At 70.4% G+C, this 22,832-nt stretch carries 18 protein-coding genes; 6 read left to right on the top strand and 12 right to left on the bottom strand.

The genetic code is table 11. The features are described from left to right. Positions 1 to 233: 233 nt before the first annotated feature. Entirely contained in the window at positions 234 to 1,010 is a 777-nt protein-coding gene (locus H976_RS24115; protein WP_081682597.1) for a M23 family metallopeptidase, read from the top strand. Here the strand turns inward: H976_RS24115 and H976_RS0102025 are convergent. From H976_RS0102025 to H976_RS0101985, 9 genes are all read right to left on the bottom strand, one after another. Beyond that, a complete protein-coding gene (locus H976_RS0102025) occupies positions 1,007 to 2,569 on the bottom strand; it encodes an efflux RND transporter periplasmic adaptor subunit (RefSeq protein ID WP_027860159.1) in 1,563 nt (520 codons plus the stop codon). The genes H976_RS24115 and H976_RS0102025 overlap by 4 nt on opposite strands. Beyond that, entirely contained in the window at positions 2,566 to 3,399 is an 834-nt protein-coding gene (locus H976_RS30270; RefSeq protein WP_027860158.1) for a DUF5666 domain-containing protein, read from the bottom strand. The genes H976_RS0102025 and H976_RS30270 overlap by 4 nt, the downstream gene beginning before the upstream one ends. 13 nt (positions 3,400 to 3,412) lie before the next feature. After that, on the bottom strand, positions 3,413 to 4,642 hold the full coding sequence (locus H976_RS0102015) for an ABC transporter permease (protein WP_027860157.1): 1,230 nt from the start codon (positions 4,640 to 4,642) through the stop codon (positions 3,413 to 3,415). Then, positions 4,639 to 5,307 carry an ABC transporter ATP-binding protein gene (locus tag H976_RS24110; protein ID WP_036223949.1) on the bottom strand — a complete coding sequence of 223 codons (669 nt, stop codon included), beginning with the start codon at positions 5,305 to 5,307 and terminating at the stop codon, positions 4,639 to 4,641. Before H976_RS24110 ends, H976_RS0102015 begins: the two co-directional genes overlap by 4 nt. Then, the gene (locus tag H976_RS24105) at positions 5,304 to 6,530 is read right to left on the bottom strand and encodes an efflux RND transporter periplasmic adaptor subunit (protein ID WP_051275989.1); all 1,227 of its coding nucleotides are present in this window, start codon (positions 6,528 to 6,530) and stop codon (positions 5,304 to 5,306) included. The genes H976_RS24110 and H976_RS24105 overlap by 4 nt, the downstream gene beginning before the upstream one ends. Positions 6,531 to 6,660: 130 nt before the next feature. Then, a complete protein-coding gene (locus tag H976_RS0102000) occupies positions 6,661 to 7,551 on the bottom strand; it encodes a PD40 domain-containing protein (protein WP_027860156.1) in 891 nt (296 codons plus the stop codon). Positions 7,552 to 7,697: 146 nt separating this feature from the next. Further along, entirely contained in the window at positions 7,698 to 8,606 is a 909-nt protein-coding gene (locus tag H976_RS29810) for a hypothetical protein (protein WP_155917890.1), read from the bottom strand. 16 nt (positions 8,607 to 8,622) lie between these two features. After that, on the bottom strand, positions 8,623 to 9,735 hold the full coding sequence (locus tag H976_RS0101990) for a hypothetical protein (RefSeq protein WP_155917887.1): 1,113 nt from the start codon (positions 9,733 to 9,735) through the stop codon (positions 8,623 to 8,625). 56 nt (positions 9,736 to 9,791) lie between these two features. Continuing rightward, the gene (locus H976_RS0101985; protein WP_027860153.1) at positions 9,792 to 9,977 is read right to left on the bottom strand and encodes a hypothetical protein; all 186 of its coding nucleotides are present in this window, start codon (positions 9,975 to 9,977) and stop codon (positions 9,792 to 9,794) included. Positions 9,978 to 10,266: 289 nt separating this feature from the next. On the opposite strand from H976_RS0101985, the gene H976_RS24100 reads away from it, so the two are divergent. The 4 genes from H976_RS24100 (at position 10,267) to H976_RS0101965 (ending at position 15,762) form a co-directional block, all read left to right on the top strand. Next, entirely contained in the window at positions 10,267 to 11,016 is a 750-nt protein-coding gene (locus tag H976_RS24100) for a CDP-alcohol phosphatidyltransferase family protein (protein WP_081682594.1), read from the top strand. A gap of 171 nt (positions 11,017 to 11,187) precedes the next feature. Beyond that, positions 11,188 to 12,132 carry a hypothetical protein gene (locus H976_RS0101975; protein ID WP_036223945.1) on the top strand — a complete coding sequence of 315 codons (945 nt, stop codon included), beginning with the start codon at positions 11,188 to 11,190 and terminating at the stop codon, positions 12,130 to 12,132. Further along, complete coding sequence (locus tag H976_RS0101970; protein WP_027860151.1) at positions 12,129 to 13,112, top strand: hypothetical protein; 984 nt, start codon at positions 12,129 to 12,131, stop codon at positions 13,110 to 13,112. The genes H976_RS0101975 and H976_RS0101970 overlap by 4 nt, the downstream gene beginning before the upstream one ends. After that, positions 13,084 to 15,762: a LuxR family transcriptional regulator gene (locus H976_RS0101965; protein ID WP_081682593.1), complete on the top strand. Its 2,679-nt coding sequence runs from the start codon at positions 13,084 to 13,086 to the stop codon at positions 15,760 to 15,762. Before H976_RS0101970 ends, H976_RS0101965 begins: the two co-directional genes overlap by 29 nt. Positions 15,763 to 15,771: 9 nt before the next feature. On the opposite strand, the gene pcrA is transcribed toward H976_RS0101965, so the two are convergent. Then, a complete protein-coding gene (gene pcrA, locus H976_RS0101960) occupies positions 15,772 to 18,249 on the bottom strand; it encodes a DNA helicase PcrA (RefSeq protein ID WP_027860149.1) in 2,478 nt (825 codons plus the stop codon). A 152-nt stretch (positions 18,250 to 18,401) separates the two neighbouring features. Here pcrA and H976_RS28410 point away from each other — a divergent pair, with 152 nt between their 5' ends. After that, positions 18,402 to 19,076: a matrixin family metalloprotease gene (locus H976_RS28410; RefSeq protein WP_027860148.1), complete on the top strand. Its 675-nt coding sequence runs from the start codon at positions 18,402 to 18,404 to the stop codon at positions 19,074 to 19,076. Between the two features lie 7 nt (positions 19,077 to 19,083). On the opposite strand, the gene H976_RS24090 is transcribed toward H976_RS28410, so the two are convergent. Further along, on the bottom strand, positions 19,084 to 20,181 hold the full coding sequence (locus tag H976_RS24090) for an MBL fold metallo-hydrolase (protein WP_231388768.1): 1,098 nt from the start codon (positions 20,179 to 20,181) through the stop codon (positions 19,084 to 19,086). Between the two features lie 28 nt (positions 20,182 to 20,209). Continuing rightward, on the bottom strand, positions 20,210 to 22,786 hold the full coding sequence (locus H976_RS0101945) for a glycogen debranching protein (RefSeq protein ID WP_231388767.1): 2,577 nt from the start codon (positions 22,784 to 22,786) through the stop codon (positions 20,210 to 20,212). Positions 22,787 to 22,832 lie beyond the last annotated feature (46 nt).

Below are 22,832 nucleotides of genomic sequence, written 5' to 3'. Positions count from 1 at the left end.
CGCGCGCGCGACGGCGAGCACAGTGACACCCACCACGTCACGCCGCCGTCGCCTCCGGCGTGCTCCGTCGTTGATCCACAGCAGAGAAACCCTGAATTTCCCGGGGCGTGACCTTGCCGTTATCGTGACGGGTCGCCCCCCGTGCCCAAGGAACGACAGGATTGCCCGTGGCTCAGCATCGAGCGAACCATCGCAGCAGGCAGCGCCCTGCGGCTGGTGGAACCCCCGTTGCCATGCCCGGAGCCGGCCGCCGCCGAGCCGTGAAGCCGGGCCGCAGCCGCTCCCGACGACTCCCCTCGTTGCCGACCGTCGCCGGGCTCGTGGCCCTGGTCGTGGCCGGTGCCGGAGCGATCACGGTCGGCCCCCAGCAGTCGGCCGACAGCGCCATCGCCCTGTCCTCCCAGGGTCGGGAGCTCTCGGGCACCGACGCGGTCGGCTACACCGGCGGCCCCCGTGCCCGCGCGCTGAGCCGTGACTCCGAGCGGGAGGCCCTGCAGGACGCCGCCGACGCCAAGCTGCAGAAGGCAGCCGAGGAGCAGGCGGCCGAGCGCAACGCCGAGCTGAAGTCCCTGGGCAAGGCGGCCGAGGCCCGCGCCGGCCAGATCGCCAAGAACCAGTGGCACCTGCCGACCGAGGGCTACCACCTGACCGCACGCTTCGGCATGGCTGGCGGGCTCTGGTCGAGCAACCACACCGGTCTCGACTTCGCCGCCCCCTCGGGCACGCCCATCTTCGCCGTCGCCAACGGCGTCATCACCGAGACCGGTTACGCCGGCTCCTACGGCAACCGCACCGTCGAGACCCTGCCCGACGGCACCGAGCTCTGGTACGCCCACCAGAGCGCCATCGGCGTGCAGGTCGGCGACCAGGTCATCGGCGGCCAGCAGATCGGCAACGTCGGCAGCACCGGCAACACCACCGGACCGCACGTCCACCTCGAGGTCCGCCCGGGCGGCGGCGACCCGGTCGACCCCTACCAGGCCCTGGTCTTCCACGGAGTCACACCCTAGGGCTTGACGAACGTGGCCGGCCCGCCGCCGATGTCGCTGTTGCGGAACTGGGGCTGGTTGTTGTTCGTGGTGCTGCTCGGCACCGCGGCGTCGAGGTCGGCCAGCACCACCGTCGCGCCCGCCTTCAGGCCCTGGCTGATGCTGACCCGGCGCTTGCCGACCACGCCGACGGTCACCACCGTGCGGGAGACGCTGCCGTGGGCCAGCACGCGCACGACAGCGCGGGCGCCGGTGCGGCTGATCGCCGAGGTCGGCACGGTCACGGCGTGGCGCGCGACGCCGGTCACGATCGACACCGAGGCAGTGCTGCCCTCGGCGACCGTGCGTCCGGACTGCACGGTGACGGTCACCGGGAAGTCGCCCGAGCTGTCCGGCAGCAGACCGATGGCGCTCACCGTCCCACGCAGGGAGGTGGCCCAACCGGCAGGCGTGACCGTGACGGACTGCCCCCGGCGTACGCCGCGGACCTGGGTGCTGCTCACCGAGGTGGTCACGGTGGTGACGCCCCGGCCGACGATCACCGCCGCGGTGTCGGAGGTCGACACCTGGTCGCCGCGGGCGAGGTCGACCTGGAGCAGCCGGCCGGCGTACGGCGCCCGCAGCACCGCCAGCCGCCGTGACGCCCTGGCCTCGTCGAGACGCGCATCGGCAGTGTCGATGTCGGCCTGGTCCTGGGCCAGCCGGGCCGCGGTCACGGTCCCGCCGTTCTGGCCACTGCTGTCCGACGAGCTCGGCGAGACCGTCGCTGTCATCGCAGCCGGAGCACCCTGGGTCTGGCCCGAGGAGGTGACCTGGCCCTGACCGCCCGACTGGCTGGCCTTGGTGACCGAGGCGATGGCCCGGGTCAGCGTCTCGGACAGCGAGGACAGGGCGCTCTCCAGGGCGTCCTGCTTCTCGGCCACGGTGTCCTGCGCGTCCTGGACGGCCTCGAGGGCCGACGCGCAGGCAGCGGGATCTTGGTCGTCGTCTGCCCGGCAGGCCTGGCTCTGGGCGGCCAGGGCCTGCTTGGCCGCAGCGATCGCCGCCGAGGTGTCCGACTGGGCTGCGGTCACGGCCTTCTGCTGGTCGGCGAGCTGGGCGAGCGCCTGCTGCAGGGCGGGGTCGGGCTTCGAGGGGGCAGTCGGCGCTGACGGCTTGGGGGCCGGCGGCTTCTGGGGTTTCTTCACGCCGCCGGAGGGACCCGCCGCCGCGGTCACGGCCGAGGCCTGGGCATCCTCGTCGCTGGCCAGCTGGGCCTTGGCGCGGGCCAGCGTCGCCACGGCCTCGGTCACCGCGGCGTCGAGTGCCGTCGTGTCGAGTCGTGCGAGCACCTGCCCGCGGTGCACCCGTTGCCCTGCCTTCACCCACACCTTGGCGACGGTGCCGTCGGTGCCGAAGGCGAGGTCGCGACGACCGGTCGACGTGACGGTGCCGGACAGGTCGAGGGTGCGCTCGACGTCGGCGAGGGTCGCCTTCGCGGTGGAGTACGCCGCATCGGGCTGGCGGGCCTGGGCGACGGCGTACCCACTGCTGCCGATCACGACCGCCTGCAGCACCACGAGGACGATCACCCGCTTCACGAGTTCTGGGTCTCCCCACCCGGGCGATCCGTGCCCGGACCGCCGAACATCACGGCGCACTGACCGTTGACGGGTTGGCTCACCGCGATCGACGTCGCCGTGATCGCGCCGGTGCTGTCCGGACGACCCACGCTGGTGACGCAGTGTCCGACCTTGACGTCCTTGGAGTTGGCCTTGGCCGAGGTGAGCCACGTGGTGGTGCCGGTCGTGGTCACGGTGATGCTGGAGGTCTCCTCGGACCCGGGTCGCACCGACTCGACCGTGAAGCCGGTGCCGCTGATGGCGGTCACCTTGCCGACGGCACCGAACCCGCCCCGACGTACCCCATCAGAAGGAGCTCCCGAGGGTGCGCCCTCCGGCGGCGACTGCTGGTCGGTCCGGGGGCCATCACCCGGGCCGCCCCCGCGTTGATCGACGAAGCCGTTGGTGCACGAGCCGCCGACGGCCTTGCTGATCCGCACGGTCGCGGCCGCGACCGTGGAGGTGTCGTCCGAGGAAGGGCTGGACGGCATGGCCATCACGCAATCGCCGACCTTCAGGTCCTCGGCGGCGGCGGAGACCTGTCGGGTGAACGTCGTCCTCGCGTTCCAGCTGACCGCGACCTGGCCCTCCGGTCCCTGGACCTGCGCGGTGGAACCCGAGACGGCCGCCACCATGCCGGACCCGCCCGGACCACCGCCACCGGGTCCACCGCCGGCCGCACCCCCGTCACCGTTCTGCTTGGTGACCGCGGCGGGCTTGTCGCCCGGGCCGTCCTGCCCGGAGCCGCAGGCAGAGACGGCGAGCCCGAGGGCGACGCAGACGACGGCGAGGGGAAGGGTCTTCTTCATGGTGCTCCTTGGGTCATTCGCTGCGGAGTGCGTCGATGGGAGTCAGGCGCGCGGCCCGGCTCGCGGGGTAGACCCCGAAGCCGATGCCGAGCACGAGGGAGGTGCCGATCGCCGCCGCCGTCGCGAGGGCGGACAGCGAGACCGGCTGGTTGATCAGCTCGGGGAGGAACTGCGCGCCCACGGCCCCGATCAGTACGCCGATCAGGCCGCCCGCCAGCCCGAGCAGTGACGCCTCGACCAGGAACTGGCGGCGGATCAATGCCGGTGTGGCACCGAGCGCCTTGCGCAGGCCGATCTCACGGACCCGTTCGGTGACCGAGACCAGCATGATGTTCATGACGCCGATCCCGCCCACCAGCAACGAGATCGCGGCAATCCCGCCGAGCAGCACGGTCAGGGTGCGGTTGGTGGAGTTGGCGGTCTCGAGCAGCGACTTCTGGCTGGTCACGGTGAAGTCGGCCTCGGTCGAGGACACGTCGTGCAGGTTCAGCAACAGGCTGGTGATCTCGGCGTACGCCGCACCGAGGGTCGCCTCGTCGCGGCCCTCGACGTAGATCGTCGAGACCGCGTCGCTCGTCGCACCGGTGAGCTGCTGGGCGGTGCTGATCGGGAGGACGGCGGTGTCGTCCTGCGACGAGTCGCCCTCCGACGAGGAGCCCGACGAGGCCAGCACGCCGATCACGGTCAGGCTGGTGCCCTGGGTGGTGACCGTCTCCCCGACCGCGCTGCGGCCGCCGAACAGCTCGGAGGCGGTGTCGGCGCCGAGCACCACCACTCGAGCGCGCCGGTCGACCTCGTCCTGGGTGAAGAACCGTCCGCTCTGCAGGGTGCGGGAGCGGACCTCCAGCCAGGCCGGCGTGGTGCCCGCGAGCTGGGTGGTCCAGTTGGTCGTCCCCGCCACGAGGGAGGCCGACGACCCGGTGGTGGGCGCGACCCGCGCCACCTCGGGCGCGACGGTGCGGTCGGCGATCGAGGCGGCGTCCTGGAGGGTCAGGGTCGAGGCACTGCCGAAGCCGCCGCGCAGCCCGGTCGACGAGGTGCTGCTGCCCGGGGAGACCACGAGCAGGTTGCTGCCGAGCGCGTTGATCTGGTCACGCACCTTGTCCTGCGCGCCCTGCCCGAGCCCGACGGTGAGGATCACCGACGAGACGCCGATGATGATGCCGAGCATGGTCAACGCCGACCGCAGCCGGTGCGAGGCGATCGCCGACCAGCCGGTCCGCAGGGTCTCCATCCAGGTCATGTGGTGATCTCGCCGTCCCGCACCGCGATGGTGCGCCCGGCACGCTCGGCCACGTCGTGCTCGTGGGTGATCAGCACGATGGTGCGTCCGAGCGCGGAGAGCTCGTCGAGCAGCCCGAGCACCTCGTGGGTCGAGGCGGAGTCCAGGTTGCCGGTCGGCTCGTCGGCCAGGATCATCGCGGGGTCGGTGACCAGTGCCCGGGCGACCGCGACGCGCTGCTGCTGGCCGCCGGAGAGCTCCCCCGGCCGGTGCTCGGCGCGATCACCGAGGCCGACCTTGTCGAGCGCGGCCAGTGCCCGCTCCCTGCGGACCTGGCGCGGCACGCCGGCGTACAGCAGCGGCAGCTCGACGTTGCGCCATGCCTTGAGGCTGGGCAGCAGGTTGAACTGCTGGAAGACGAAGCCGATCCGCCGGTTGCGGACCTCGGCCAGACGGGCCTCGCTGAGCAGGGAGACGTCTTCGCCGGCGAGGTGGTAGCTGCCGCTGGTGGGTACGTCGAGGCAGCCCAGGATGTGCATCAGCGTGGACTTGCCCGACCCGCTCGGTCCGGTGACGGCGACGTACTCCCCCTCCTCGATGCGGGCGTCCACCCCGCGCAGCGCATCGACCTGGATCTGCCCGGTGTCGTAGGTCTTGCGTACGCCGGCGAGCTCGATCAGGCTCACGGGCCGACCTCCACCGTGGCGCCGTCAGGACCCTGGAACTTGCCCGCCGGTGGTCCCGCGCCGCCTCCCGGGAAGTTGCCCTCGCCGCCGTCAGGGAACCGGTTCCCGGTGTTGCCGTTGCCGGTGGGCAGCTTCAGCGTGACCAGGACGACCTTGTCGCCCGCCTTCAGTCCCGAGGTGATCTCGGTGTTGCTGCCGTAGGTTTCGCCGACCTCGACCGGCGTACGCACCTGCTTGCCGCCGACCAGCTTCTCGACGTACGTCGAGGTGCCGGAGGTGTGCAGCGCCTGGCTGGGTACGGCGAGCACGTTGCTCACCTGCTTGGTGATGATCGAGACGGTGGCCGACGTTCCGGCGTACAGCTCGGCCTGGGCGCCGGTGACGGTGACGGTGACCGGGAAGGTCGCCGCCCCGGACGAGCTCGCCTCCGCGACCAGGCCGACGTCGGTGACGGTGCCGTAGACCGGGGAGGCCGCGCCGCTGGGCGTGACCTGGGCCTGCATCCCCTTCTTCACCGAGGCGATGTCGTCGGCGGCGACGTCGGCCACCACCTTGAAGTGCCGCGGCGAGACGATCACCACCTGGCTGGTGGTGGAGCTGTCCGAGCTCGCATCGGGCGCGGTGGCGCCATTCGCTCCGTCGGACCCGTCCGAGCTCGGCGAGGAGGACGAGGACGACCCGCTGACCTGTTCGCCGACCGTCAGGTCGACCGAGGCGACGGTGCCGGTCATCGAGGCGCTCAGGGTGGCGGAGTCGAGGTCGTCCTGGGCCTGGCTGAGGGCCGACCTGGCGGCGGCGACCGCCGCGCTGTCGGAGGAGAGCTGCGTGGAGGATGCGTCGGCATCCACGTCGTCGTCGTACTGCGCCTCGGCGGCGTCGAGCTGGGCCTGCGCCGAGGTCAGCGCGGCGTCCAGCGAGCTGGTGTCGAGAGTGGCGAGCCGGTCGCCCTTGACGACCTTGTCACCGACTGCGACGTACACGTGGGTGACCCGGCCGCTCACCGCGAAGTCGAGGTCGGCCTCCCGCGTGGGCTCGAGCGCGCCGGTCGCTGCGACGTTCTGCTGGTAGGTCCCGGCAGCCACGGTCGAGGTCACCGTCTGCGCGGCAGCGGCACCGGAGGGCCGGGTCAGCAGCCACGCGCCGGTGCCCACGACGGCCAGGAGTACGACGAGCAGCGCGATCACTCCGCGACGGCCCATCCTGCGCAATCGACCCAGCCGCATGCCTCGTCCTCTCCGACGTACCCGGAGAGGACTGTGGTGCCGGGGACTGAGCCCGACCTCGCCCTTACCTGTGGTGACCCTGTGAAGTGCGAGCCAGCCTGAGTCCGGTGAGAGCAGCTGGCTCCTCAGGTCAACGGAGGGGCTGCCAGTGTCCGTCCCCGCCGCGCGCGATGAATCGTCGGTGCGCCCCGGTCGGTGTCATCGCCCAGACGCCCCATCGGCGTCCGATCACGGCGTAGGTGAGGATCCGGTGCCCGTCAGGCGACCAGGCGGGTTCACTCGTCGTGCAGCCCGAGCGGACGCGGCGGCGGTCGGTGCCATCGGGGTTCATCGTGTTGACCTCCTCCTCGCAGGCCCCCCAGAGCCGGGTGAACAGCAGCCGTCGACCATCCGGTGACCAGTCGACCCCCTCCTCGGAGGTCTTGGCCGTCCGGGTGATCTGAGTGAGCCCGGTGCCGTTGGCGCGCACTGTGAACAGGTCAGTCTGTGGGTCGCCGTCGTTCGACGCCTTGTCCAGGACACTGAAGACAATGGTGCGACCGTCCGGGGACCAGGCTGGCGACTCGGGGATCAGGCTGAAGCCGCGCCCTACGTGGAGGGCCTGCACGGTGTGCGATGCCAACGAGTACACCATCAGGTCGACCCTGCCGACCCCGGACGTCCGGATGAAGAGGATCCGTTTCCCGCCCGGCGCCCAGGTGGGGTCCTGGTCGAAGTCATGGCGACCTCCCGGCACGAGTTGGTGCTTGTGGTGGCCATTCGCGCCCATCACCCAGATTCGTACTGCACCGCTCTTCAACCAGTGCACGTAGGCGATGCGGTGTCCCGCGGGAGCCCAGTCGGGACTGTCGTTGTTCACGCGGTAGGTCAACTGCCGCCTGCCGGTGCCGTTGGGCCGGACGGTGAAGATCTCGTTCACTCCGACCTCCACGTCAGGGCTGTCCAGGGTGTTGACGTAGACGATGCGCCCGTTGCGACCGGGATAGGTGGCGTTGGCCGGAGCGACGGCGAGACCGGTCAAGGCACTCGTGAGGGCGACGAGGCCAACAGAGAACAGACATCGACCGAGCGGACCAGCGAGGCGGCCGGGAAGCGTCGTTGAGGGAGTCGTCTGGGGAGTCGTCTGGGGAGTCGTCTGGGGAGTCGTCTGGGGAGTCATCTGGGGAGTCATGGGTGGGTCACGCCGTTCCGTGTGTCCGGGCTGTCTTCTTCGAGGGCTGAGGGCTGAGGGCTGCGCCCACACCGGGTGCGCGCGAGGCGCCAGAGTGCTGCAGCAGCTGCCCCAGCCGCCGTGACCGCCGCGACCTCGACCAGGGAAGCGGCGAACATCCATTGCGGGTAGTACGAATCCACGCCGGACTCGTCCCCCATGAACGACGTTGTGATCGAGACGGTCAGCACAGTTGCCCCGGCGGGGGTTGACCAGATCAGCACCCGCCACAGTCTGTGCGTGGTGCAGACGGCACCCCAGGCGATGGTGGCCATGAGCGAGATGAGGAGCAGGGCCGTCACCCCTGCGGTGACCTCCCCCAAGGAGCTGCCCTCCACCCAGCCGAACACGGCGAGCAGCAGAAGCCAGCAGCCACCCGCCCACGCCAGGGGGCCCGGGGGCAGCTGGGCGTCGCCGGCCCCACCCCCGGTCCCTGAGTTTCGGCGGGCATCACGCTCTCCGGGAGACCGTTGTCCCAGCCGCCACGCCGCCTGGGTGGCGACACCAACCGCGAGCAGCACGGTGAAGACCACCAAGGACGCGATGATGAGGTACTCCAGGTCGGAGGAGTCCTCGTAGAACTGCTCGTCGTAGGTGTGCTGTGTGCCATCGGCCACCAGCGAGGTGACGACGAACACGGCCGCACCGAGGGGTGTCGACACCATCAGTGCACGCCACAGCCCCCGCGTGGCCAGGAACGCACCCCACGTGATGGTCGCGCCGAGGAACACGAACGTGAGCAGCACGTTCAACCGCGTCTCCGAGAGCACGCTGACACTGGTGACCCAGCCGTACACGGCGACCAGGACCAACCAGGCTCCACCGGCCCACAGCATCCGGTTCCGCATCAGCTGGTCCCTCCTCATCTCGGGCATGCGAACGTCAACGGATCGCGTCGACGGCGTCCTTGAGTTGCTGGTCGGTCGGTGCCTTGTTGAAGACCTGGTGCACCGTGCCGTCGGCGCCGATGAACGCGAACCCGACCTGGCCATCCAGGCCGTAGGCATGCTGCACGTCCGAGGCGGGGTCGTTGACGACGACGTCGACGTGGAGGCCCTTGGGGATGAGCGGGTAGCCGGGTTTGCCTTCTTCTCCGTCTTGGACGGCAAGGACGGCAGGGTTGGTGCCACCGTGGGTGAGCTGTGTCAACGCGGCCAGGGCGTCGAGGCACCCGGCGCAGTCCTCGTCTCCGAAGGCGAGATCGGAAGAGAAGAAGGCGAGCACGACCGGCTTGTCGGTGTAGTCGGAGAGGCTGACGGTCCCGGTGCCGCTGGATCCGGTGACACGGTTGAGGTCGAAGGCTGCTGCCTTCTTTGGTGGGTCGCCGGCGTGCTGCCGTGCGGCGTACACCGCGACCTTCGCGCCAGCGGGCGCTGTGGTGGAGAAGGTTGCTGCGTTGATGTCGGGGTGATCGTCGAACGACGTGGCGTGAATCTGGTCTGACTCCAGCAGGACGTTCGTCTTCTGGTCGAGCCATTCGGTGAACGCGAAGGTGCCGCTCCCGTCGGCGAGGAAGTGGGCCGCGCAGTGGTAGCCGGCAGCGTTGCGCCCGAGGATGCGCTTGTGTCCGAGGGGTTTTGCAGATGGGCAGCCCTTCGCGAACTCGGCGCTGCCGGGTGCCGCGAACAGATCCGAGACGACGAATTGATCAGGGTGCTCCTCTGGTTTCTCGTAGAGGCTCCAGGGCTGGGACTCCTCCGGGTCGTGCACGAGCAACCTGGTGCCGTCGTAGACGAAGAGCATCTGCGGGTATCCGGTTTGCTTGAGCGCATAGCGCACGTGGTCCGGGGGGACCGCGACCAGGTCAATGTGGGCGTCGGACGGCCCGTCGCTGGTTTGGTCGTGGCCCTCATAGGTCACCGCGATGGCTGCGCGCGACACAGTCGACGACGGGGCGGTGGGCGAATGCGTGCTGCCCGGCTCCGGGGCGCTTCCGCAGGCCGGGACCATGCACAACGTCACCACCGCGGCAGCGCCCGTCATCAGCCGCCGCATGCACGCGAACGAGCTAGCGGTCGGACTCGACGGCGGCTGCGCGCAAGCGGGGCTGTTCACGGTCCGACCGCCGCGGCCTCGTCAGCGTTGCCGGACACTGCCTGCGGGGCGGTGAGGGTCGCCTCCAGCAGCGCCAGAAGCTCCAGCGTCCCCCTGAAGGCCACCGTTCGCTCGACGGCAGGGTGGGCGAGGGTGCCGGAGATCGGGTGGACTCCCGGGTTGAGATCGAGAACGACACGCACAGCCTGACCTCCTCGCCCTTGGCGGGCATTCACCACGCTTCGCCGCTGACCGTGCCTCAGCGACTCGGGGCCTCAGCCTAGGAAGCCCGTGCGCGTTTGGCCCCGGGTGAATGCCCTGGATCGGCTCACCGGTTTCGACGAACGCTGGGCTGGGGGCCTGGTGGGTGCGGCCCAACTTTCTGGTCGCCGAACCCGGGCGTCCACCCGGGGCGCACTGCGCCGCGCCCCACCTACGGTCGCAGCCCACCCTTGGTCCTCGCGATCAAGGATCGCAACGAAAGGTGCGGCCATGTACGGATCATTCAGCCCGAGCGGCTCGACGAAGCGAACCCCGTCGGCCTTCCCCGCTGTCGAGGGTTCCGACCCTCCTCGCCGGCCGCGCATCCACGCCGACCCGTCTCGCGAGCGACTGGCCACCTCGGCGACGGTCGTCACAGCGGTCCGCACGGTCGGCTCGGTGATCCTGGCGGGCCTGGCTGCCTACCAGGGCAACCTGGCGCTGCTCGTCCTCGCGCTCGCCGTCTACTGGATCGGGGACTCGCTCGACGGGTTCGTCGCCCGGGTCCGCGACTGCGAGACCCGCACCGGCGCCGTCCTCGACATCCTGTGCGACCGTCTCTGCTGCGCCGCGTTCTACGTCGGCCTCGCGTGGATGGAGCCGCACCTGGTCCCGGCGATCTTCGTCTATCTCGCCGAGTTCATGGTGGTCGACTTCTTCATCTCCATCGGGTTCCTGGCCTGGCCGATCACGAGCCCCAACTACTTCTACGTCGTCGACCGCACGCTCTTCCTCTGGAACTGGTCCAAGCCGGGGAAGACGTTGAACTCTGCCCTTTTCGCCGTGCTGTTGCTGGTCACGAGCTCGATGCCCCTCGGATCGGTTGTCGCAGTTGGCTTGCTGGTGATCAAGCTGGTCTCGTTCCGCCGAATGCTGCGCATCGGACTGCCGATCCCCTCGGTCGCGCTGCCGGAGCTCGCACCGGCCGGGGCGACACACGATCCCGTCCGGAGCCGTCAGGGGTCCTGGCAACCCGTCTGATTCGTCGACCGACGGGGTCGTCCCGGGCTGCTGCTGCAGGACCACCGTCGTGGGCGGCCCCCTCGGCCAGACCCTTCCGCCGAACCCGGGAAATTGCCTGGGGCGCACACCTTCCCGCCTTCCTAGCGTCGAGCCACTGAGCACAGCAATCACGGAGCAGTGGAGGCAGACATGGCGGTTCACATGACGACGGCGCTGTTCAGCGGTGCCGGCACGACGGGCGCAGCGGTGGCAATGGGGCTCGCGTCGGCGGCGAGCTTCGCCACCTCCAACGCATTGCAGCATCGAGCCGCGGGGACGGTGCCTCCGGCGGTGCGCCGGGTGCTGGCCGTGCTGGGGCATCTGGCGCGGCAGAGAGTCTGGGTCGTCGCGACCTGCATCTCCTTCTGCGCCCTGGTGCTGCACGCGCTCGCCCTGAGGATCGGTTCCATCGCCTTGGTGCAGCCACTCATGCTGGTCGGTGTCGTACTGGCCGTGCCCGTGCGGTCCGCACTGGAGCACAAGGCGCCACGCCCGTGCGAGATCCGGGCCGTGGGGGTCACGGCGGTCGGGCTCACCGTGTTCATCCTCTCCATCAACACCGAGTCCTCAGGTGCAGCGCCGGGGATGCCGGTCACCGGAGCCTTCGTGCTGGGATGCTTCATCGTCGGGCTGTTCGCCCTCCGGGCAAGCCGCAGCCGCCGTTCTGCGGCCGCTCCCACTCGCCAGGCCGCGATCCTGGGCTCCGGTGCGGGCGTCATGTTCGGCGCCACCGCCGGTCTGCTGAAGCTGGTGGGCACATCGGTGACGACGAACCGGTCAGGACTGCCGACCACTCTGGTCGTGCTCGGCATGCTGGTAGCGGCCGGGCTACTCGGTACGGCGATGAACCAGCGCGCCTACCAGCTCGCCCCCATCTCGCACTCGATGCCGATGGTCAACGTGGTCGACATCATGGTGGCGGTCCTCTTCGGCGCAGTGGTCTTCGGTGAGCTGCCCGCGCACACCCCGACCATGCTTGCCCTGCAGCTGTCAGCGCTGGGTTGCGTCGGTGTGGGCCTGCGGCTCATCGCGGCACTGGACACCCAGCGCGTTGACCTGGCACCCCGAACCATGGCGGCCGGGCAGCTCCGATGAGCCTCGCGATCTACGCCGCAGTCGGTGCGCTGACCGGCCTGCACGCCTCGACCTGGGGTGCGTTCAAGGACTCACCGTTCGAGGGCTTCCGACTCACGAGCTTCACGCGGAGCATCGTCCTGGGGGTGGTGTCCGGGCTGTTGCTGAACCTGGCGGGAGCGGTCCGTCCGGCCTCGGGTGTGTTGGTCGCCGTCGGTGTCTGCTACACCGCGGAGCGCTTGGTCACCGAGTGGTGGAAGACCATCCTCCGTGAGGACTTCCAGGGTGCCTACGCGATACCCATGCGTCTGGCAGTCCGCGGTCGACCAGTCGACGCGCGACTGCCGCGGTACGCCGTGGGTGCGGTCATCGTCCTGGGGTTCGTCGTTGCCTACCTCGTTGCGTCGCGACTGAGCGTCCACTCGCGCCAGGCCTCGTACTCGGCGGCCTTGCTGGTGGGCCTCGGGGGGTGGTTGACCGCCTTCGGCGGCGCCTGGAAGGACGCCCCGGTCGAGGGCTTCCAGCTGGCGAAGTTCTTCCGCAGTCCGGTCGTGGCAACGGTGTGGGGATGTGTTCTGCTGGCGTTCACCACGGACCTGCCCGCGCTCATCTTGTCGGCAGGCGGCCTTTCGGTGGCCACCATCGAGACGTACAAGACGTTCCTGGCCGGTGGTCCGCCGGGAAAGTTCGCCACCAAGCCGGTCCGGTTCGTACCCGACCGGGCGCGGCGCGCGTGCCGCCTGGCTCATGCCACCACCTATCTGCTGCTGGCCGCTGGCCTGACCGCGACGCCGCTCCACGCACGACCAGGGGCGACATCCGCCGGCCAGGCGGGCCGGGAGCTCGCCCTTCTCGCTGCGCTCGTCTGGGCCAGCGCAGTCGGCGGCCTTGTCCTGCGCAGCACCAACTCCGCTACCGTCGGAACGAGCAGTGGTTCGGACGGTCTGGCCGAGCCAACCGGGAGTCTGAGCGATGCCGACATTCATAGGGCGAGCCGCTGAGCTGGAGCTGCTCCGGGCACGCCTGGCCGAGGCCGCGGCCGGGGTTCCCCAGGCCGTCGTGGTCGAAGGTATGCCCGGAGTCGGCAAGACGTCGCTGGTGCAGGCCTTCCTCAACGGGTTGGACGCCGAGTCCGTCTGGTCGGCCTCAGGCGACGACGTGGAGACCACCCTGCGGTTCGGCGTCCTCCAGCAGCTCATGGGGACGCCCGACAGAAGCTGGGTCGATCCGTTCACCGCCGGCGCCGACCTGCTCGGGCGACTGGACGACCGACCCGGTCGAGCGCCGACCGTGTTCGTTGTCGATGACGTGCACCTGGCCGACGAGGAGTCCATGGCTGCGCTGACGTTCGCGCTGCGCCGCCTCCGGGCGGACCGTGTCATGGCCGTCTTCACGACACGTTCCGAGGACTCCTGGAGACTCCCGTCAGGTTTGCTCAAGCTGGTGGACGGTGTGGACGGCCGGGTCCGGCTGGAAGGGCTCAGCGACGATGACGTGATCGCCTTCGGGTCCACCCTCGGTCATGGCCAGGTCTCACCCAGGTCGGCCAGTCGGCTCAGGAGGCACACCGGTGGCAACCCGCTGTACCTCCGCTCCCTGATGAGTGAGCTGTCCACCGAGGTTCTCGAGGCGCCAGGCTCCTTGCCTGCCCCTCAGTCGTACGCGTTGCTGGTGCTCAGCTCGGTCGCCTCGCAGTCGGAGCAGGCGCGCAGGCTGGCCAGGTCCGCCGCAGTCCTCGCGGACGGCACACCCTTCTCGCTCGTCGCGGCCCTGGCGGAGGTTGACGAGCCTGAGGAGGCTCTGGAGGAGCTCACCCGTGCGCAGGTGCTCACCTGCGCGCAGACCGACGGGGGGTGGCGGATCAGTTTCGCGCACCCGTTGGTCAGGGCGGCCGTGTACGACGACCTCGGCCCTCTCGAAAGGCAGAAGGCGCACCAGCGAGCGGCCGTGCTGTGCGAGGACGACCAGGCGTTGTTCCATCGCCTGGCGGCGTCGAGCGGACCGGACCCCGAGCTGGCCGCGGAGCTCGCTGCGCGTGCCGCGCAGCTCCATGAGAGCGGGGACCTCCGCCAGGCAGCCGACTACTACCTCAAAGCCGGCCACGTCGGAGGCCGCGCGGGCTGGTCGTGGCTCATGGATGCGGCAACGCTGTTCCTGATCGCGGGAGACGTGACAGCCGCCAAGGAAGCCGAGGAGTCGATTGCCGAGGACGTCGGCGGTGCCGTCCGTGTCTACCTCCAGGCGAAGATCGCCTGGTTCGGTGGACAGCCGAGCGCCGCGGCTGAGCTCGCCACCCAGGCATGGGAGCGCGCCGACGAGCTGGACACGCGTGGCCGCGGAGAGCTCGCCGCGATCCTGGCGCAGCTCTACAACATGCAGGCCGACGGGCTCGGCGCCGCCGACTGGGCGACCAGGGCGCTGGCCGAGGACCTGCCGCCCGATCTGGCCGACTCAACCGTGGCGGCGGGAGCGGTCGGACTCGTGATCGCGGGTCAGCCAGAGGCCGCGTTGGACGCTCTCGCGGCCCTGCCGCCGGCTCCCGAAGCCGTCGGTCCGGACGGGCAGCACCAGCTGACGGCCCGTGGCGCCGTTCGGGCTCTGCTGGACGACCTCGACGGAGCCTGCCATGACCTGACGGTCATGTGCCGGAGCAGCGCCAGCGAGGTCGCACCGCAACGTCTGCTCGGCATGGGAGTCCTGGCCGAGGTCGAGTACCGGCTGGGTCGATGGGACAGCTCGTTGACCACTGCGGAACAGGCCATCTCGCTCGCGGAGGACAGCGAACAGCTCTGGGTCCAGGGCTATCTCCACGCGGTTGCCGTCCTTGTCTGCGCAGGACGGGGTTGGTGGCCCCGCGCGGAGGAGCATCTCGCGGACGGACGCCTCATCGGCGAGCAGCTCGGCGACCCGGCGACCTGGGCGGTCTGCGAGAACCTCGGCGTGCACGTCGCCGCGTGCCGGCGAGAACCGGAGGAAGTCGTCGCCCGCTCGCAGTTGTTGCTCAGCCTGAGCGGTCCCACCGACGAGCCGGGGTGGCTCAGCTGGCCGGTCCAGTTCACCTCGGCACTCGTCCAGCTGGGTCGGCTCGAGGAGGCCGAGGCCGAGCTGGATCGACTGGGGGCCATCGCGGCTGCTCGAGGCTCGCGTGCCAGGCTCGCCGCGCTCGCCAGGGTCAGGGGCGAGCTGGCGACCGCCCGACGCGAGCACACCAAGGCGCGAGCGTCGTTCGACGAGGCTCTGCGGCTGGACGACGCCGCTGACGCACTCGAGCAGGGGTTGATCCGCGCTTCGTACGGCCGACTCCTCAGACGACGTGGCGAGCGCCGCGCTGCACGCGCCCACCTCGAGGACGCCAGCGATCGTTTCCGCGCCCTCGGTGCGACACCCTTCGTGGACGCCTGCGCCGAGGAGCTCGGCGCCAACGGAGTCCCTTCCGACTCCTCGACGCGGTCGGAGGTGGACGGGCTCACCCCGCAAGAGCAGATCGTCGTCAGCCTGGTCTGCGAAGGGATGACGAATCAACAGGTGGCCCGGCAGCTGGTGCTCAGCGTCAAGACCATTGGCTACCACCTGGGAAACGCGTACGCCAAGCTGGGCGTGCACACACGAACACAGCTCGTCGCCAGGCTGGCTCCCACGCACAAGGAGTAGGCGAGCGAGCTAGAGCTTCTCCACCGGCGCGTAGCGCAGCAGCAGCCGCTTGACGCCGTCGGTGCCGAAGTCGATCGAGGCGACGGCGTTGTCGCCGGCACCTTCGAGCGCGACGACCGTGCCCAGGCCGAAGGTGTCGTGCTGCACACGGTCGCCGGGGTCCAGCGACGGGATCGGCCGGGCGGCCTTGGCCTTCTTGGCGGCGTCGGAGCGGGCTGTCGCCGTACCGAAACGACGCTGTGGTGCACGCCCGGAGGCTGATCCGGGCAGGCCGTACTGCGGCCGGTTCCACGACGACATCGCGCTCTCGGTACGGCGCCACTCGACGAGGTCGGCCGGCAGCTCGTCGACGAACCGCGAGGCCGGGTTGTGCTGGGGCGCCCCCCACGCGGAACGTACGACGGCCCGGGAGATGTAGAGCCGTTCGCGAGCACGCGTCAGGCCGACGTACGCCAGCCGCCGCTCCTCCTCGAGCTCGGGCTTGTCGCCCAGCGACCGCATGTGCGGGAAGACACCGTCCTCGAGCCCGGTGAGGAACACGACCGGGAACTCGAGGCCCTTCGCCGTGTGCAGCGTCATCAGGGTCACCACCCCGGGAGAGCCACCCGACCCCTCCCCGTCAGAATCCGTGGGCCCGTCGGGGATCTGGTCGGAGTCGGCGACCAGCGCCACCCGCTCCAGGAAGTCCGAGAGCCCAGGCGGCCCCGCGTCCTCGTCGGCCGGGTCGGCGGACGGCCCCACGACCGGGTCGTCGGAGAACTCACGGGCGACGGCGACCAGCTCGGCGAGGTTCTCCACCCGGGTCTCGTCCTGCGGGTCCTCGGAGTCCTCGAGCTCCTTGAGGTAGCCGCTGCGGGTGAGCACCTGCTCGAGCACGACGTCGACCCGCTCCCCCGCCTCGACCATCTGCATCAGCTGCTCGACCATGTCGACGAAGCCCTTGATGGCGTTCAGCGACCGGCTGGCCAGACCGGGCGCGTCCTCGGCCCGCTGGAGCGCCTCCCAGAACGTGATCCGGTCGCGCTGCGCCAGTCCTTCGATGCAGGCCTCGGCGCGTTCGCCGATACCGCGCTTGGGAGTGTTCAGCACCCGACGCAGCGAGACCGAGTCGGCCGGGTTGACCAGCAGCCGTAGGTAGGCCAGCGCGTCCCGGACCTCGCGCCGCTCGTAGAACCGCACCCCGCCCACCACGCGGTAGGGCATGCCGACGCGGATGAAGATCTCCTCGAAGACACGTGACTGCGCGTTGGTCCGGTAGAAGACCGCGATGTCGCCGGCCCGCGCCTTCTTTTCATCGGTGAGCTTGTCGATCTCCTCGGCGACGAACCTGGCCTCGTCGTGCTCGTCGTCGCCGACGTAGCCGACGATGCCGTCGCCCGCGCCCGAGTCGGTCCAGAGGTTCTTCGGCTTGCGCCCGTCGTTGCGGCTGATCACCGCGTTGGCCGCGGTCAGGATCGTCTGGGTGGAGCGGTAGTTCTGCTCCAGCATGATGGTGCGCGCGTTGGGGAAGTCCTGCTCGAAGTCGAGGATGTTGCGGATGTTGGCGCCCCGGAAGGCGTAGATCGACTGGTCGGCGTCACCGACCACCATCAGCTCCGCCGGAGTCGAGCGATCCTCGTCGGATGCTCCGGTCTCCTCCATCTGCTCGGCGCACAGCTCGTGGATCAGGGCGTACTGCGCATGGTTGGTGTCCTGGTACTCGTCCACCAGCACGTGCCGGAACCGCCGCCGCCAGCTCTCCCGGACCGCCGGGAAGGCCCGGAACAGGTGCACGGTCATCATCAGCAGGTCGTCGAAGTCGAGGGCGTTGGCCTGGCGGAGACGGCGCTGGTACTCGGCGTACGCCGCCGCGTAGGTCTCCTCCGTGCCGTTCTGGCCCCCCGAATCCGACAGAGCCTTGGCGGCGTCCTCGTGGTCCTGGAGCTCGTTCTTGGCGTTGCTGACCCAGTTGAGGATGGCGCGCGGCGGGTAGCGCTTCACGTCGAGGTCGAGGTCGCGGCAGACCAGTGTCATCAGCCGTTTGGAGTCGGCGGCGTCGTAGATGGTGAAGCTCGACTTGAAGCCGAACTTGTCGATCTCCTTGCGCAGGATGCGCACGCAGGCCGAGTGGAAGGTGCTGACCCACATGATCTTGGCCCGGCCACCGACCAACTCGGTGACCCGCTCACGCATCTCGGCCGCGGCCTTGTTGGTGAAGGTGATCGCGAGGATCGAGCCGGGGTGGGCGTTGCGCTCGGAGATCAGCCAGGCGATCCGACGGGTGAGCACCCGGGTCTTGCCGGAGCCCGCCCCGGCGACGACGAGCAGTGGGGCGCCCTCGTGCACGACGGCCTCGCGCTGCGGCTCGTTGAGACCCTCGAGCAGCTCCTCGCGGGTCGGCCGCCGACGGCCCTTCCTCGGGACCTCTCCGGCGGCGCCGTCCTCCCCGCCATCCTCAGGGGTCGCCGACTCGGCGGGAAGACCGGGGAGGGGGAACTGCGCGCTCATGTGGCTCAACCCTACGTCCGCGCGGGGACGGTTCCGCGCGCTGTCCCGGTGCGACCGCGGACTGGCCGATTCTCGGGACGGGCAGGCCCGCGAGCGGTGAGAATACGAGTCGATTTGTAGTAGTACGAGAAGTTCTGTCCGGGGGGAACCGCATGCGCGTCGTACTCGTGGGGCTGGCGACCGCGGCCCTGCTGGGGCTCGTCTTCGTGGTGCGGGCCGGAGGCATCGGCGCCCTCACGTCGAGCGGTGGCGAGGGCAGCTACCGGTTCCTGGCCACGCAGGCGGGGTCCAACGGCGAACCGATCACCTACAGCTCCTGCCGGTCGATCCCCGTCGAGTTCAACCTGCACGGCGTGGACGACCCCGAGACCACCCGGCAGGTCCTGCTCGAGGCGATGGGCGCCGCCTCCGCGGCCAGCCACCTCAACCTCGTCTACGCCCGGGACTCCGCGCGCCGACCCCGTGCCAACTTCGGGACGCTGGAGGGCTACCCGGTCCTGATCGCGTTCGCGGACCCGTCCGAGATCCCGATGGACCGCGGCATCGCCGGCGAGGGTGGCAGCTCCTGGGTGAACCTCAACGGACGGAGCACCTACATCTCCGGGCAGGTCGTGCTCGAGCGGCGCTACTGGAACAGCGAGCTGCACGCCTGGCACGGCCACGACCTCACCCGGGCCATCGTGATGCACGAGCTCGGCCACGTCCTCGGACTCGGCCACGTGCACGAGTCCGGGGAGCTGATGAACGCGGACAACGAGGGCAAGACCACCTGGGGTCCGGGAGACCGCGCGGGCCTGGCCATCCTCGGCAAGGGCCCCTGCACCTGAGCCGGCGTCAGGCCGAGGCGCGCCACCACGGGGCGGTCGGAAGGTCTGCGGCGGGATCGACCCGTCCTCCGGGCGCGGGCAGCGCGAGGGCGTCCTGCGCCGCCTCCTGGAGCAGCCACTCGACCGGGTCGGACCACTCGTGGAAGGCGAGGTCGAAGGTCGCCCAGTGGATCGGCAGCAGCACCCTGCCGCCGACCTCACGGTGGACACGGATCGCCTCGTCCGGGTTGAGGTGCACGTCGGGCCAGCGGGAGTCGTAGGCCCCGATCGGCAGCACCGTCAGGTCGAAGGGACCGTGGCGCTCGCCGATGCCCGTGAACGCCGGGGTGTAGCCGGTGTCGCCGCCGAAGAACACCCGACGGTCCTCCCCCGCGACCACCCAGCTGGCCCACAGGGTGGTGTTGCTGCCCAGGCTGCGACCCGAGAAGTGCCGCGCCTCGGTGCAGGTGAAGGTGAGTCCGCCGACCCGGTGGGACTCGTCCCAGTCGAGCTCGATGATCCGGTCGTCGGGCACGCCCCAGCGGCTCAGGTGCTCGCCGATGCCGAGCGGCACCACGAACGGGCACCTCTGCTGGTGGAGCAGCCAGTCGATGGTCGCGGTGTCGAGGTGGTCGTAGTGGTCGTGCGAGATCAGCACCGCGTCGAGCCTCGGCAGGTCGTCGAGTGGCATCGGCACCGGGTGGTTGCGACGCGGGCCGATGCTGCGCGACGGCGAGACCCGGTCGCTCCACACCGGGTCGGTCAGCACCCAGTGGCCCTCGAGCTCGAGCAGGACGGTCGCGTGGCCGAGCCAGGTGGCGGCCAGCTCGCCGGCCTGCTGCGGCAGGTTCGGGGTCTCGAGCTGGACCGGTCCGCGCGGCTTGCCCCGTCGGCCCTTGGTGGCGAACTCCGCCGCCATGCCGGCCGTGCTGCCCTCGGGAGCGTCGGTCGCGGGCAGCCGGTTGTGGAACAGCCCGTCGTGGAACTGCGGCGAGTCGCTGTAGTCGAACCGCCGCATCCCGGCACCCATGGAGCGGCGTACTCCCCGGGCGGCGGTGAACAGCGCGGGCAGCACCGCAGCCGCCGCGAGGCTGACGCGGACCAGCGGAAGTCGAGGGCGAGGCACGTCACCAGTGTGACGCGCCATCCAACCGCTATCGCAGCCGCACCACCAACCGGCTCACACCCCGCCCGCTGCCGCCGTTGACGAGCAGCTCACGACCGCGTGCGGTGGGCACGACGTGGAACCTGGCCCGGTGGCCGTCCAGCCGCACCCGGGAGACCTTCGTGCCTGCCGGCAGCGCGGCGCCGATCGTCAGGTGCCACCGACCGCTCTGCCGCACGACGGTCCGCAGCACCCTCCCGTAGCGGGAAGCAGTCACGTCGACCGCGCCAGCGCCGAGCCGGATGTGGCTGCCCGCCACGCGGTGCTGACCCGTCGGCACCTGCGGCACCACGTTGACGCGCCGGCGGCCGAGGTCGGGAGAGACGCCGAGCTGGTAGTGCACGACCGGCCAGAGGATCCCGTAGGTGCCCCAGGCCTGCAGGGCCATCGACCGCTCGGTGAAGTTCTTCTCGATGTTGCTGCCGAAGTCGGGCGACGGAGCGATCTCCGGCATCGCGCCGGGCAGCTCCCACACCTTCGGGTCGAGCTGCACCCGGGCGTTGCCGGTGGTGTAGCGACGCAGCTGCCCTGCACCCATCCGACCGAGCGCCGCTTCGGCGGCGGCCATGATCGAGGTGTTCAGGGTGAACACCGAGCGCAGAGCGGCCACGCTCGAGGTGGCGGTGTCACACGCCGGACCCTCGATGTCGTCGGTCGGCGAGGTCTTCCCCGACCCGGTGTGGAAGAGCCCGAACGTGCCGGTGTAGCAGGGGCGTTCGCGCTGGGCGACGAGGGCACGGGCATGGGACAACGGCGCGAGCGGACCGTCGGGTCGTCCGGGTCGCTTCAGCTCGACCTCGGCTGGGGTCACGCCGATCCAGTGGCGCTGGAAGACCTTGTGGTTGCCAGGGTCGTCCAGCGAGTCGGCGTACTGCCGGGTGCCCTGGCCGTTCCACCAGGTCCTGTCGAAGCGTCGCTCCAGCCCGGCGGCCTTGGTCGTGGCCCACCGTCGCGTCGCGGTGTCGTGCTTGCTGGCGGCCAGGTCGGCGAGGTCGCGCAGCCCGCGGATCGTGTAGACGGTGTTGTCCAGCTTCTCGGTGCCCATGCCGGTGACCTCGACGTTGCCGAGTCCCTCCGGCCAGCCGTCGTGGTCGGCGTCGAGGGCGCGGTAGATGTAGCGCATGTTCCGCTTGGCGAAGCCGTACATCTCGTCGCGGAAGGCGTTGTCGCCGGTCCATCGCCAGATCAGCGCCACGATCGAGGGAAACTTCGCGGTCTCGTCGGTGTTGCCGGCGTCGGCGTTGGCGCCGAAGTAGACCTGGCCGTCCGGGGTCACCTCGTGCACGACCTTGCCGCTCTGCCCGTTGGCCGCGACGCTGACGTCCCGCAGCGCGCGCAGGTGGGCCTTGATGGTGGCGAACTGGCCGCTGCTGACAGCGGCGAAGCTGGTGTACTCGCCATCGGTCGCGAACAGCCACGGGTAGTCGGGGAAGCCGGCGCCGTACCACCGCGCCCTCGCGACCGTGCCGACCGGCGCGGGGTAGTTCTTGCCGCCGTTGGTCGGACGGACCTGGAGGTTGCGCGACTCCTGCACCGACTCGGCGAGGTTCTGCTTGCTCCAGGCCACGCTGCGCTGCAGCAGCCGGTCGCCGGGGAGGCTGACCCGGGTGTTGGCCGCCAGCGCGTTCCTGGCAGCGAGCTTCTGGCGGAGCAGCGCCGTGGGGTTGGCGAGGGCACGCTGCTGGGCCGACTGCGCCTCGGCGAGGCCGTGGTCGGAACCGCCGATGGCGAACCAGAGGGTGCGGCCGCCCTTGGGCACTGCCACGTCGTACTGCAGCTGCCCGCCGGTGCCCTTGCCGTACGCCGTGTCGTCGCACCGGTCCGGCGGCGTCGGGGTGCCGGCGCCCGAGGCAGGACACACGACGTCGGCCTGCGGACCGCGATGGTCGGCTCCGAGCTGGGTGCCGCTCGGGGTGAGGCTGGAGCCCACGACGGCGGCGTAGTCGTGGGTCTCGGAGGTGCCGGGCGGGGTGCCCTGCTCGCGGAAGACGAGGTTCTTGCCACTCACGGCGCCGGTGTCCTGGAGGTTGTACGTCGTCTGGCTGGGCGTGGTCTCGCCCCAGGGATAGGCCTTCATCAGCTCGGAGTGCGCGTCGACGGCGATCGGCAACGTCGTCGCGGTGGTGGCGTCGAGCCGCAGCCCGATCAGCCCGGCGCGGAGCCCGTCGGGAGCGAAGTCGGTGCGCGTGATCCGGACCCCGTCGTGCGTGCCGAGGTCCATCCGCTGGTAGCCCCAGCCACTGGTGTAGCGCGAGGCGGTCAGCCAGCTACTGCCGGCCTTGAACCAGATCCCGTCGAGCAGCTTCACCGGCGGCGTCCAGAAGCCACCCATCTCGCCGCGGGTGTGGAAGCCGGTGGCGGGGTAGCTGCCGTCCTGCGCACCCATGCCCCAGAACCGGTCGCCGACGAACAGGCTTCGCCGATCGGGCAGCCGGCTGGCGACGGAGAGCTCCGGCGAGCGCGGCAGGGCTCCGACGGGAGCAGCTCCGGGCGCCGGCCCCGCGATGGCGAGAGTGCCCGTCAGGGCGGTGGACAGGATGACGAACCCGAGAACCGTGCGACGCATGTGCTGCCTCCCTGCGCGGTGAACCCGATGTCACCGGCCCACCCAT

The organism is Marmoricola sp. URHB0036, from assembly GCF_000426045.1.
Taxonomy (GTDB): domain Bacteria; phylum Actinomycetota; class Actinomycetes; order Propionibacteriales; family Nocardioidaceae; genus Marmoricola.
This window is presented reverse-complemented; position numbering and strand designations above follow the sequence as displayed.